Annotated in this window: 15 protein-coding genes; 3 read left to right on the forward strand and 12 right to left on the reverse strand. The window is 53.0% G+C overall.

Features of this window, described 5'->3' with window-relative positions; all coding sequences use genetic code 11:
* The first annotated feature begins 45 nt into the window (after positions 1-45).
* Both RYZ59_RS14065 and ansB read left to right on the forward strand, forming a co-directional pair.
* Positions 46-765, forward strand: a complete 720-nt coding sequence (locus RYZ59_RS14065; protein ID WP_202037789.1) for a DUF2884 domain-containing protein — start codon at positions 46-48, stop codon at positions 763-765.
* Between the two features lie 189 nt (positions 766-954).
* Positions 955-2,001: an L-asparaginase 2 gene (gene ansB / locus RYZ59_RS14070; RefSeq protein ID WP_318048600.1), complete on the forward strand. Its 1,047-nt coding sequence runs from the start codon at positions 955-957 to the stop codon at positions 1,999-2,001.
* Positions 2,002-2,115: 114 nt separating this feature from the next.
* Here the strand turns inward: ansB and hemW are convergent, their stop codons facing one another.
* The 5 genes from hemW to RYZ59_RS14095 are packed head-to-tail and all read right to left on the reverse strand — an operon-like array spanning position 2,116 to position 5,422.
* The gene (hemW, locus tag RYZ59_RS14075) at positions 2,116-3,252 is read right to left on the reverse strand and encodes a radical SAM family heme chaperone HemW (RefSeq protein ID WP_318048598.1); all 1,137 of its coding nucleotides are present in this window, start codon (positions 3,250-3,252) and stop codon (positions 2,116-2,118) included.
* Entirely contained in the window at positions 3,245-3,838 is a 594-nt protein-coding gene (locus RYZ59_RS14080; RefSeq protein WP_079938668.1) for an XTP/dITP diphosphatase, read from the reverse strand. Before RYZ59_RS14080 ends, hemW begins: the two co-directional genes overlap by 8 nt.
* A gap of 7 nt (positions 3,839-3,845) precedes the next feature.
* On the reverse strand, positions 3,846-4,136 hold the full coding sequence (gene yggU, locus RYZ59_RS14085) for a DUF167 family protein YggU (RefSeq protein ID WP_003027101.1): 291 nt from the start codon (positions 4,134-4,136) through the stop codon (positions 3,846-3,848).
* The gene (locus RYZ59_RS14090) at positions 4,133-4,699 is read right to left on the reverse strand and encodes a YggT family protein (RefSeq protein ID WP_003825417.1); all 567 of its coding nucleotides are present in this window, start codon (positions 4,697-4,699) and stop codon (positions 4,133-4,135) included. Before RYZ59_RS14090 ends, yggU begins: the two co-directional genes overlap by 4 nt.
* Before the next feature lie 18 nt (positions 4,700-4,717).
* The gene (locus tag RYZ59_RS14095) at positions 4,718-5,422 is read right to left on the reverse strand and encodes a YggS family pyridoxal phosphate-dependent enzyme (protein WP_318048597.1); all 705 of its coding nucleotides are present in this window, start codon (positions 5,420-5,422) and stop codon (positions 4,718-4,720) included.
* Positions 5,423-5,439: 17 nt separating this feature from the next.
* Here RYZ59_RS14095 and RYZ59_RS14100 point away from each other — a divergent pair, with 17 nt between their 5' ends.
* Positions 5,440-6,420 (forward strand): type IV pilus twitching motility protein PilT, encoded by a 981-nt coding sequence (locus tag RYZ59_RS14100; RefSeq protein ID WP_318048596.1) that lies wholly within the window; start codon positions 5,440-5,442, stop codon positions 6,418-6,420.
* Here the strand turns inward: RYZ59_RS14100 and ruvX are convergent.
* From ruvX to galP, 7 genes are all read right to left on the reverse strand, one after another.
* Entirely contained in the window at positions 6,417-6,833 is a 417-nt protein-coding gene (ruvX, locus tag RYZ59_RS14105) for a Holliday junction resolvase RuvX (RefSeq protein ID WP_182269195.1), read from the reverse strand. The two genes, RYZ59_RS14100 and ruvX, sit on opposite strands and share 4 nt — an antisense overlap.
* Positions 6,833-7,396 (reverse strand): YqgE/AlgH family protein, encoded by a 564-nt coding sequence (locus tag RYZ59_RS14110; protein WP_170974365.1) that lies wholly within the window; start codon positions 7,394-7,396, stop codon positions 6,833-6,835. The genes ruvX and RYZ59_RS14110 overlap by 1 nt, the downstream gene beginning before the upstream one ends.
* Before the next feature lie 176 nt (positions 7,397-7,572).
* On the reverse strand, positions 7,573-8,520 hold the full coding sequence (gene gshB / locus RYZ59_RS14115; RefSeq protein ID WP_202037795.1) for a glutathione synthase: 948 nt from the start codon (positions 8,518-8,520) through the stop codon (positions 7,573-7,575).
* A gap of 19 nt (positions 8,521-8,539) precedes the next feature.
* The gene (rsmE, locus tag RYZ59_RS14120; protein ID WP_202037796.1) at positions 8,540-9,271 is read right to left on the reverse strand and encodes a 16S rRNA (uracil(1498)-N(3))-methyltransferase; all 732 of its coding nucleotides are present in this window, start codon (positions 9,269-9,271) and stop codon (positions 8,540-8,542) included.
* Positions 9,272-9,345: 74 nt separating this feature from the next.
* Entirely contained in the window at positions 9,346-10,053 is a 708-nt protein-coding gene (gene endA, locus RYZ59_RS14125) for a deoxyribonuclease I (RefSeq protein WP_202037797.1), read from the reverse strand.
* A gap of 94 nt (positions 10,054-10,147) precedes the next feature.
* On the reverse strand, positions 10,148-10,645 hold the full coding sequence (locus RYZ59_RS14130; protein ID WP_202037798.1) for a SprT family zinc-dependent metalloprotease: 498 nt from the start codon (positions 10,643-10,645) through the stop codon (positions 10,148-10,150).
* A 76-nt stretch (positions 10,646-10,721) separates the two neighbouring features.
* Positions 10,722-12,116 carry a galactose/proton symporter gene (gene galP, locus RYZ59_RS14135; protein ID WP_137382622.1) on the reverse strand — a complete coding sequence of 465 codons (1,395 nt, stop codon included), beginning with the start codon at positions 12,114-12,116 and terminating at the stop codon, positions 10,722-10,724.
* Positions 12,117-12,319: the final 203 nt, after the last annotated feature.

The following is a 12,319-nucleotide window of genomic DNA, read 5'->3' on the forward strand; positions in this document are numbered from 1 at the left end:
CACAGGGTCGGCAAATGCCGGCCCGATTTGTATTGAGGGATAGATATGATGCGCAAAACGCTGCTGGCGGCAGTCCTCACGTTCACGGCGATGGCCGCACATGCAGATTATCAGTGCAGCGTCACCCCACGTGACGATGTGATTTTGAGTCCGCAAACGGTGCAGGTGAAAGGCGAAAACGGCGATCTGGTTATCACGCCGGCTGGCAACGTCACCTTCAACGGCAAACAGTACACCCTGAATGCTGCACAGCGTGAGCAGGCAAAAGATTATCAGGCGGCATTGCGAAGCAGTCTGCCATGGATTGATGAGGGAGCCAGAGCGCGCGTGGAAAAAGGACGCGTGGCGCTGGATAAAATCATCGCCAAAGAAGTGGGTGAAAGCAGCAATATGCGCGGCCGCTTAACCAAGCTTGATGCGCAATTGAAAGAGCAGATGAATCGTATCATCGAGCACCGTACAGATGGCCTGACCTTCCATTATAAGGCAATCGATCAGGTGCGTGCTGATGGCCAACAGCTGGTCAATCAGGCGATGGGCGGCATTTTGCAGGATAGCATCAACGAGATGGGGGCGAAAGCCGTGCTCAAAGGCGGTGGTAATCCGCTGCAGGGCGTGCTCGGTAGTCTGGGTGGTTTGCAAACGTCAATTCAGAACGAATGGAAGAATCAGGAACAAGACTTCCAGCAGTTTGGCAAAGATGTTTGCGCCCGCGTCGTGACGCTGGAAAACGATCGTAAAACTCTGGTTAGCACTCTGAAATAATCTTCACCTCTTTTTAACGGCACAGAAACATTTCTGTGCCGTTTTATTTTGTGTTTATCTTCTTTTTTGATATCCATCTCTAAGAATGACAATTTGATGGAGATATAAATCTGGTTAATTGGATTGCGTCACATTATTCATCTGTGGGATGGACATAATGCTGCAAATTCAAGTAACTGGAGAAATAACATGGAGTTTTTCAAGAAGACGGCACTTGCTGCACTGGTTATGGGTTTCAGCGGCGCGGCGCTTGCACTGCCAAACATCACCATTTTAGCGACCGGTGGGACGATTGCCGGCGGCGGTGATTCCGCGACAAAATCTAACTACACGGCAGGCAAGGTTGGCGTAGAAAATCTGGTTGAGGCCGTACCTCAGTTGAAAGATATCGCCGTTGTTAAAGGCGAGCAGGTGGTGAACATCGGCTCCCAGGATATGAATGACGAAGTCTGGTTAACGCTGGCGAAAAAGATTAATACCGAGTGTGATAAAACCGACGGCTTCGTGGTAACGCATGGTACGGATACCATGGAAGAAACCGCCTATTTCCTCGACCTGACCGTCAAGTGCAACAAGCCGGTGGTACTGGTCGGCGCAATGCGTCCGTCTACGGGTATGAGCGCCGATGGTCCATTCAACCTGTATAACGCAGTGGTAACCGCCGCAGATAAAGCCTCTGCTAACCGTGGTGTGCTGGTGGTGATGAACGACACCGTTATGGATGGTCGCGACGTGACCAAAACCAATACCACCGATGTCGCTACCTTCAAATCCGTTAACTATGGCCCGCTGGGTTATATCCATAACGGAAAAATCGACTACCAGCGTACGCCTGCGCGTAAGCACACCACATCGACTCCGTTTGATGTTTCTAAGCTGACCGAGCTGCCGAAAGTGGGGATTGTTTACAACTACGCGAATGCTTCTGACCTGCCGGCAAAAGCGCTGGTTGATGCCGGTTACGCCGGGATCGTCAGTGCGGGTGTCGGTAACGGCAACCTGTATAAAACCATTTTTGATACGCTGGCAACTGCCGCGCATAAAGGTACGGTAGTCGTACGTTCATCCCGTGTACCGACGGGGGCAACTACCCAGGATGCGGAAGTGGATGATGCGAAATACGGGTTTGTGGCTTCAGGCTCGCTGAACCCGCAAAAAGCGCGTGTTCTGCTGCAGCTGGCGCTGACCGAAACCAAAGATCCTAAGCAGATTCAGGAAATGTTTAATCAGTATTAATGGCTGAAGATGGCTGCGCTTATCGCCCTAACCCTGTAGGCCTGATAAGCGTAGCGTCATCAGGCAATTTGCCGGATACGGCTCAAGGCCTTATCCGGCTACATCGTAAGCGTATTACTCCGCCAGAAACAGTTCCAGCAGTGAGTTTAAAAACAGCTTACCGTGCTGGGTAATCTGCCAGTACTCATCGCACTCGCTCAAATAGCCCTGCGCAATAGCCTCTTCAATCTGTTGACGAATAACCTCTTCGCGAAGCCCGGTGTACTGAGTGAATTCAGCGCGTGGCGCGGCTTCCAGCAGCCGGAAACGATTCATAAAGAATTCGAACGGCTTATCGGCTTCAGCAACATCACGCTGGCTTTCGAGATAACGCCCTTGCATATAGCCGCGTGGATGCCGCGTTTTGGTGGTGCGCAGGATGCTCCCGTCCGGGAAGGTGACTTTACCGTGTGCGCCGCAGCCAATGCCAAGATAGTCACCAAAGCGCCAGTAGTTCAGGTTGTGCTGACATTGATAGCCCGGCTTTGCATAAGCTGAGGTCTCATACTGCTGATATCCGGCAGCGGTCAGCAACCGGTGACCTTGTTCAAAAATATCCCACAGCGCGTCATCGTCTGGTAATACGGGAGGACGAGATCCGAACAGCGTGTTGGGTTCAATAGTCAGTTGATACCAGGAAAGATGTGGCGGGTTGAGCGCGATGGCCTGCTGTAAATCGCCCAGCGCTTCTTCCAGCGTCTGATCCGGTAAGCCATGCATCAGGTCGAGGTTAAAGCTGCGTAGCCCCAGACCGCTCGCCAGGTGTGCTGCTCGTTTGGCTTCTTCCGGCCCGTGAATACGTCCCAGACGCTCAAGTTTGGCGGAGCTAAAGCTCTGTACGCCAATCGAGATACGGTTTACGCCAGCGCGTTGATAATCCACAAAGCGATCGGCTTCCACCGTCCCGGGATTAGCCTCCATCGTGATTTCTGCATCTGCCGCCAGATTCAGCCGTGCGCGCACGCCGTCGAGCAGCGTTTGCATCGCCGGGCCAGAAAGCAGGCTCGGCGTACCACCACCGATAAAAATCGTCTTTACTTCACGTCCCTGGGCGTGGGCCACCTCAGTATCCAGATCGCTCAGCAGATGCTGCACATAGTCGTCATGAGGGACTTCGCCCTTTAGTGCATGCGAGTTGAAGTCGCAGTACGGGCATTTCTGCACGCACCACGGGATATGAATATAAAGACTTAGCGGCGGAAGCTTAACCATTACGCAGGGCATCCAGCAACAGCTTCAGCGCCTGTCCGCGGTGAGAAATCGCACTCTTTTCTTCACGAGTTAGTTCAGCCGCGGTTTTCCCTTCAGACGGCACAAAGAAGATCGGGTCGTAGCCAAAACCACCGTTTCCGGCCGGTTCGCGGGTAATCACGCCCGGCCAGCTTCCGTGGCACACAACAGGTGTAGGATCGTCTGCATGGCGCATATACACCAGCACACAATGGAACTGCGCCTGGCGTTTGTCATCAGGTACATCCTGCAGGGTGTGAAGCAGTTTTTCCAGGTTCTGCTGATCGGTCGCATCTTCGCCGGAATAGCGGGCTGAATAGATACCCGGCGCGCCGCCAAGGGCATTTACTGCCAGACCTGAGTCATCAGCAATGGCCGGTAAGCCAGTAATTTGCGCGGCATGACGCGCCTTCAGAATAGCGTTTTCAATAAACGTCAGTCCGGTCTCTTCTGCAGAATCAACACCCAGATCCGTTTGGGCAACAACATCAAGACCGAAATCACTCAGAAGAGAGGCGAGTTCACGCACTTTACCGGCATTGCCGGTCGCGAGGACAACTTTTTGCATGGGATACCTAATCAGTTAACGCCGCAATTTCGGGCGGGATCTGTTGCGGATGAATGATTTTAACCTGTTTGTGACGTCCAAGCTCGCCCTTCTCAATGACGACCTGGCTTTTTGCCACACGGAACTGTTTGCCGAGAAACTTCACCAGATGGCTATTGGCCTGGCCATCTACGGGTGGGGCGGTAATGGCGACTTTAACTTCGTCGCCATGTAAACCCACAATACTGTCACGGCTGGCTTTAGGCTGAATATAGAGCCGTAAAACCAAACCGTCGTCGCAGGGTGTAACGGCACTCATAGCGCCATCCACAGCCCCGGCAGCAGCATGTTGCCTGTCGCCTGTAACACTTCCGCGATGCCCATGTTAATAACGTAGAGCAGCAGAACCAGAATCATTGGGGAGAAATCGATCCCGCCCATGCCTGGAAGTATGCGACGGATAGGACGCAGCAGCGGATCTGCCAGTTGAATCAGCACGTACTCTACAGGACTGCGGCCCTGGCTGACCCAGCTCATAATCGCCATCACCAGCAGCACCCAGAAAATCAGCAATCCGATAGTCTTCAGTACGATCAGCACGGCGGCGATCCAGATGATCGGCTGGAACGTCACCACCTTAAACAGCACGATGGCTTTGATAAAGCTGAGAACCAGCGCAACCAATGCCGATGCGCTGTCGATCGGCCCCATCGGGGGAATAATGCGGCGTAATGGTCCAATAATGGGTTGGGTGATTTTCACAATAAACTGTGAGAACGGGTTGTAAAAATCGCAGCGAGACCATTGCATCCACACGCGCAGTAGCAGCGCCATGGTATACAGCTCAATTACCGTTGAGAGCAGGAAGGTCAACGTATTCATGGTGTTCCTTAGTTTTCCTTATTTTTTAGTGTAATCACGAGCACCAAAAATGGCAGTGCCAATGCGCACCATCGTGCTACCCGCCGCGATGGCGGCATCCATATCATCAGACATCCCCAGTGAGAGGGTGTCGATATCTGGGTAGCGTGTTTTCAACCCGGCAAATGCTACAGCCATTTGCTGTGCAACTTCAAACTGCCTTACATAATCTGACTCTGGAGCCGGAATCGCCATCAGACCACGCAGGGTAATGCGCGGCAGTGCGGCGACTTCAGCGGCTAATGCATCAAGCTCTGCCAGCGGAATGCCTGACTTACTGTTCTCATCGCTGATATTAATTTGAATCAGTACATTGAGCGGCGGCAGTTCCGCCGGGCGCTGTTCGCTCAGACGGGCAGCGATACGCAGACGGTCGATCGTATGGCACCAGTCAAAGTGCTCGGCGACCAGACGACTTTTGTTGGACTGCAGCGGGCCGATAAAGTGCCACTGCAGATCGTTGACGCCTTTTTCCTGGAAGTAGCGGATCTTATCCACGCCTTCCTGAACATAGTTTTCACCGAAGGCTCGCTGCCCTGCGGTAATGGCTTCTTCGATGGCGCTCGCAGGTTTGGTTTTACTGACTGCAAGCAACGTAACTTCTTCTGAAGACCGCCCGCAACGCGTCGCGGCGGCTGAGATTTTGTCCCGGACATGTGCCAGGTTATGCGCGATATCGTTCATTTTCCGAGGATGTTCATATGAATATGGAAGAAATAGTGGCCCTTAGTGTAAAGCATAACGTGTCGGATCTACACCTGTGCAATGCATGGCCTGCGCGTTGGCGCATACGCGGAAAGGTCGAAATCGCGCCATTTACTACGCCGGACGTAGAGACACTGCTGATGTACTGGCTCAATGATCAACAGCAGGTACAGTGGCGTGAGCAGGGGCAAATTGATTTTGCTGTTGCGCTGGCAGATTCCCGGCGTCTACGCGCCAGCGCATTCACTCACCAGCAGGGCGTTTCGCTGGCACTGAGATTGCTGCCGCTTGCCTGCCCTCAGTTAGACGAACTCCAGACACCCGCGCTCATTCCTGACCTGCTGCGCAGTGAAAATGGGTTAATTCTGGTTACGGGAGCCACGGGTAGCGGCAAGTCGACCACATTGGCTGCGATGGTGGAGCACCTTAATCAACATGTTGGGGGGCATATTCTGACGCTGGAAGACCCGATTGAATATCGCTACACCAGCCAGCGCTGTCTTATTCAACAACGGGAGGTGGGCGCACACTGTGCTTCTTTTGCCGCCGGCTTGCGCGGCGCGCTACGTGAAGATCCCGACGTCATTTTGCTGGGCGAGCTGCGCGACGTAGAAACCATCCGGCTGGCGTTAACGGCGGCGGAGACGGGGCATCTGGTGCTGGCAACGCTACACACGCGTGGGGCTGCACAAGCCATTGCGCGGCTGGTAGACACTTTTGCGGCATCAGAGAAAGATCCCGTGCGTAATCAACTGGCGGATAGCCTGCGGGCAGTGCTTTCACAGAAACTGGAGGAAGATAAGCAGGGCGGACGGGTGGCGTTATTTGAACTGCTCGTTAATACACCCGCCGTTGGCAACCTGATCCGCGAAGGGAAGAACCACCAGCTACCCGGCGTGATACAAACCGGGCAGCAATCAGGCATGCAGACATTTGCTCAAAGCTATCAACAGCGACAGGCGCAGGGGCGGCTTTAGTAGCCCTGTTCGAAATAGCTTTCGAGGATCACAACGGCTGACGCGGAGTCTACTTTGCCTTTATTCAACGCCCGATAACCGCCTTGTTCAAACAGGCCGGAGCGGGCTTCGACGGTACTTAGCCGTTCGTCATGCAATGTCACGGTGACACCGAAACGGCCATGAATGCGGTTGGCAAATTTGCGTGCGCGTGCGGTCAGGGGTTGCTCAGTACCATCCATATTGAGCGGCAGGCCGACGATGATTTCATCTGGTTGCCACTCTTTTAGCAGGCGTTCAATCAAATTCCAGTCCGGCGTACCGTCCTGCGCTTTGATTGCAGGCAGGGGTCTGGCTGTGCCGGTAATTCGTTGACCAATCGCCACACCAATGCTTTTGGTTCCAAAATCAAACGAGAGTAACGTTTCGCTCATTATGCATGTCCCGCCACGCCAGGCATGGTCAAAATATCTATGCCGATAAGTTTTGCAGCGTCGCGCCAGCGATCGGCGATCGGTGTTTTAAACAAAATATTGAGATCGGCGGGGGCGGTGAGCCAGGCGTTATCCAACAGTTCTTGTTCCAGTTGACCCTTTTCCCAGGATGAATAACCTAATGCGACCAGCACTTCGGACGGTTGTTCCTGGGTGCCTAAGGTTTCTAAAACATCGCGGGATGTCGTGATGATAGTGTTATCGGAAATTAAGATACTGGATGCAAAACGGGCGGGCGGGGTATGCAGAATAAATCCGCGGTCTTCCGCCAACGGGCCGCCAAGCATCACTGCTTTATCCAGACGGATGGACGGATCGCGTCCTTCAGGCGTGATCTTCAGTTTTTCCAGAATCCCTTCAATCTGTAGGTTTTCCAGGGGTTTATTGACGATAATCCCCATCGCACCGTTCTCATTATGTTCACAGATGTACACCACGGCGCGGCGGAAAATCGGATCCTGGAGAGCAGGCATGGCAATCAGAAAGTGATGCTGTAAATTCATTGTCAGAGGTTCTGTTTCCTGGTTCAAAAAAGCAACAGAGCCCAGTATGTGGGCAAAGCTCGAAGATGTCACCCTCTGAAGATAGCATTGCCGGATGATGGCTTCGCCTAATCTGGCCTGCGGGGTGTAATTTCAGGCCGGATAAGACGCGATGGCGTCGCTATCCGGCAACATATTTATTTCTGCAAACGCGCTTCAATGGCATCCATCAGCATTCCGGTAATAGAGACCGGGAATTCCGCTTCGATTTCACGAATACAGGTTGGGCTGGTAACGTTAATTTCCGTCAGGCGATCACCAATGATATCCAGACCGACAAAAATCAAACCTTTCGCTTTCAGCGTTGGCCCAATGCGACGGGCAATTTCCCAGTCGCTGTCGGTTAATGGACGCGGTTCGCCACGACCACCTGCGGCCAGGTTGCCTCGGGTTTCTCCACCCTGCGGAATACGCGCCAGGCAATACGGTACAGGTTCGCCATCGACGACCAGGACACGCTTGTCGCCGTCTTTAATTGCGGGCAGATAGTTTTGCGCCATGCAGTAGCGGGTGCCGTGCTCGGTCAACGTTTCGGCAATCACGCCGAGGTTCGGATCGCCTTCCTTCACGCGGAAGATAGATGCGCCGCCCATACCGTCCAGCGGTTTGAGAATAATGTCGTTGTGCTTTTGCCAGAAAGCTTTCAGCTGTGCCTTGTTACGCGTGACCAGCGTTTCCGGTGTCAGGTCGGCGAACCAGGCGGTGAACAGCTTTTCGTTGCAATCACGCAGACTCTGCGGCTTGTTAACGATCAGCGTCCCTTGTTCTTCTGCACGTTCCAGAATGTAGGTTGCGTAGATGAACTCAGTATCAAACGGGGGGTCCTTACGCATCAGGATGACGTCCAGGTCTGCCAGCGGTAGATCCTGTTCGTTGTTGAACTCATACCATTTGTCGTAGTTCTGCTCGACGCTCAGAGTACGCGTACGGGCGCGGGCTTCCCCGTTTTCCAGATAAAGATCGGCCATCTCCATATAGTGAAGTTCATAACCACGACGTTGTGCTTCCAGCAGCATAGCAAAGCTGGAATCTTTCTTGATGTTGATGCTTGCGATGGGGTCCATCACGATGCCGAGCTTAATCATGTTCTTCTCCGTTTATGCCTTAGCCCAGATCGCCAAAACGCACCTGAAGCGCGGTAATGGCGGTGAGCGCAGTTGTCTCTGTACGCAGAACGCGAGGTCCTAACAGGATATCAGTAAACTGATAACGTGCGGTCATGGCAATTTCATCTGCCGACAGCCCACCTTCCGGGCCAATCAGCAAGCGGATACGCTCTACGGGTAGCGGCAGTGTGTTAATACTGGCGCTGGCGCGCGGGTGCAGGTTCAGCTTCAACCCTTCGTCTTGTTCGGCGCACCATGTTTCCAGATCCATTGCCGGGCGAATTTCAGGTACCCGGTTACGACCGCACTGTTCGCAGGCGGCAATGGCAATTTTCTGCCACTGCTGGAGCTTCTTGTTCAGGCGTTCACTGTCCAGTTTAACGCCGCAGCGCTCAGAAAAAAGTGGCGTAATGAGGCTTACACCCAGTTCGATCGATTTTTGGATAGTGAATTCCATTTTTTCGCCACGTGACATGACTTGTCCAAGATGGATATGCAACGGTGATTCACGATCGTCGAGCTCGGCGTTAAGTACCTTCACGTCCACGCTTTTCTTACTGGCATGGGTGATTTCGGCGTCAAATACCTGATTGCTGCCGTCAAATAGCTGTAGCGCCTGGCCGGGTCCCATACGCAGTACGCGACCAATATGATTGGCGGCATCCTCACACAGTGAAATTTGGCTACCGGAAGTGATTGGCTCAGGGTGATAAATGCGGGGAATGCGCATAGTTAAACATCCGCGTCATGGCCCTGAGCTATTAAAGGCCAGGGCATGGTTAAAAATATTGACGCTAGTGTAGGTTAGCTCTTTTGCGCCTGGCAAGCGCGTTGCACATATGGGTTATGGTTACCCTGTATCTTTGCAATACGTTCATCACGTTCACACTCCCAGTCGGTGACCGGATATTGCTTATTCCAGGCGTTAAAAAGCTGGGTTTGTTGGCGGGAGAGCGTCAGGTCGTACTGGTCACGCATGTAAAAGTAGGTGCGTGCAATAGCGCCACGGGCGCGGGCTGGCGGCTCGGCAACTTTCTCTTTGAAGTCGACTTTCATGGCGCACTGTCCATATTGGCCTTCGCCGCCGTTCCACTGGCTGTACATGAAGTTTGCGCGATCGCCATTGACTTCACCTACTGCCGGCTGCAGGTTATGCATATCGCTTTCCATCTTGCGATAGACCGGATCTTTGGCGCAGTTTTTACGCCCTCCGTCCTGCCAGCACTGGCGCTGATGGCCAAATTGCCATGCCGGAACCACGTGTTCCCACTCAATTCGGCTGGCGCGGTTTTCATTTTTTCGTACTTTATAGCCGCAGGACTCGAGGTCCACGACCCCTTTTTTGCCTTGCCAGTTAATTTTACAGCCACAATAGAAATCGCCCGGCGCATCGGCGTTAACTTTGACGCCTGCCGCTTTTGCCTGAGAAAAACTGTTGATGCCTTCGGCTAAAACCGGACCTGAAAACGCAGCGGCTAACAGGGCCGCTGCAAAAGAAAGATTACGGTACATCACGAACTCCGTGTCAAAACGAGCCCGCAACGTAGCGAAAGTTGTTCCTGTATGCAATCAGTTAGAACAGAAAAGTTCCTGATAATTCTGAAGATTATTCTGCAATCAGCGGCTCACCGCAGTGGACGCAGCGGTAGGTGGCCTCACCGCGTACAACACGGTTATGTCGACGGACGGTCAGTTGGTGCTCCTGACACTTACAGCGGTAGGTAAAGGTCTTGCGCTGCACCGATTGCAGTTCAAACTGATGCGTGCGTCGGGCCGGGACGCCCAGCACGCTTTCCATCATCCATTTCCACTCTTTGCCATGTGGTGGCACGCGGCCAAAGTGCTTCCACACCAGCAAGTGTGCCAGTTCATGTGGAACCACCTCATTCACGAATGCGTCGACATTCTCCGTCAACAGTACCGGATTGAGGCGGATTTCGTAGGTTTGTAACCACGCGGTGCCTGCAGCGGTGCCGCGCTGTTGGTACACCAGCTTAGGTTCCGGATAATTACGCTCGAGCTTGAGATTGGCCTGTGCGAGTTTTTCCCGCAGGCTGCGCATAACGGCTTGCTGGATAGCGATGGGAAGACGGGAGGTTTTCATAACGCCAGAGGATAGTGCGACAGGGAAGGGACTGCAAGAGGAAGGCTTCCTCCGCTGGGGAGGAAGCCTTTGGTGATTAGTCGTGTGCGCCAATTTCGCGCAGTTTACGACCTTTCATCAGGTTACGTTCGATGTGTTCCAAAGAGACGTTTTTGGTTTCCGGAATCAGCCACAGGGTCAGGAAGATGAACAGTACGTTCAGGCCACCGTAGACCCAGAAGGTGTTGGCGCTGCCCAGCGAGTTCAGCATCGTCAGGAAGGTTGCGCCGACAATCATGTTGGCTATCCAGTTGGTTGCGGTAGAGCAGGTGATACCGAAATCGCGGCCTTTCAGCGGCTGAATTTCAGAGCACAGTACCCAAATCAGCGGACCGGCGCTCATGGCGAAACCAACAATAAACATCAGCAGCATCAGCACCGCGAAGTATTGAGCGGCTGCCGAGTGAATACCCACGTGCATCATTGTCCCCAGTACGCCCATACCGACGGCCATCACGATAAAGCCGAGGATCAGCGTAGGTTTACGTCCCCAACGGTCAACCAGGCCAATGGCGATAAAGGTTGCCAGCACGTTAGTCAGACCGACAATAACGGTCCCCCACATCTGTTCAGTGGTATTGGTATAACCCGCCAGTTCAAAGATTTTTGGCGCGTAGTACATGATGACGTTCATCCCAGTGAACTGCTGCATCACCTGTAACAGTACGCCCAGGAACACCGCGCGACGGAAGTTGCTGTTTTCTTTAAACAGCGCCCAGCCACTCTGTTTTACCTGCAGGCTTTCACGAATCTCATCCAGCTCGCGCTTAGCTTCTGCACTGGTATCACGCAGGCGCAACAGGACGCGTTCGGCATCGACAAAGCGACGTTTAGCCGCGAACCAGCGCGGGCTGTCTGGCAGGAAGATAACGCCAACCAGCAGTAACAACGCCGGGATGATGATCACGCCCAGCATCCAGCGCCATGCGCCGCTGTAGCTAAACGCTGTATCGGAAAGATACGCGCCTAAAATACCGATGGTGATCATCAACTGATACATAGAGATCATGCTGCCGCGAATTTTTTCCGGCGCGATTTCAGACAGGTACAGCGGCGCGGTATAAGACGCAACGCCAACTGCCAGACCCAGCAGTACGCGAGAAACCAGCAGTACTTCCACGTTTGGCGCCGCGGCGGAGAACAGCGAACCGGCAACAAACAGGATGGCGCCGATCATCAGGCTTTTTTTACGACCCAGTTTGAAGGAGAGCCAGCCGCTACCGACAGCGCCGACAGCTGCACCAAACATCATGGAGCTCACCACCCATTCCTGAGTGTGTGCAGTAATTTGGAACTCATCGGTGATGAAAGGTAAAGCACCCGCAATAACACCGATATCCAGGCCAAAAAGTAATCCTGCCAGGGCGGCAAGGAAGCAGACAAAGAATGTCATGGCTTTGTTGGAACGCCCCGCTTTTTTATAGTCAGGCATGATGCCCTCCGGTTGGGTAACTAGTTTTGTTGATGTTAAGGGTAGGTGAGTACGGGGTAAAAAAATGCGAATCACATCACATTAGTGTAATCGCTTACACTGACATTCGTGTGGGTTATAAGTTAATTCATTGAAAGTTAACATTATTTATTGTGATTAAATAATGTCATTCGCCTGGTTTTAAGACAATGATGAAAGGTCAT

Source organism: Citrobacter sp. HN-141 (assembly GCF_033341895.1).
Lineage (GTDB): Bacteria > Pseudomonadota > Gammaproteobacteria > Enterobacterales > Enterobacteriaceae > Citrobacter.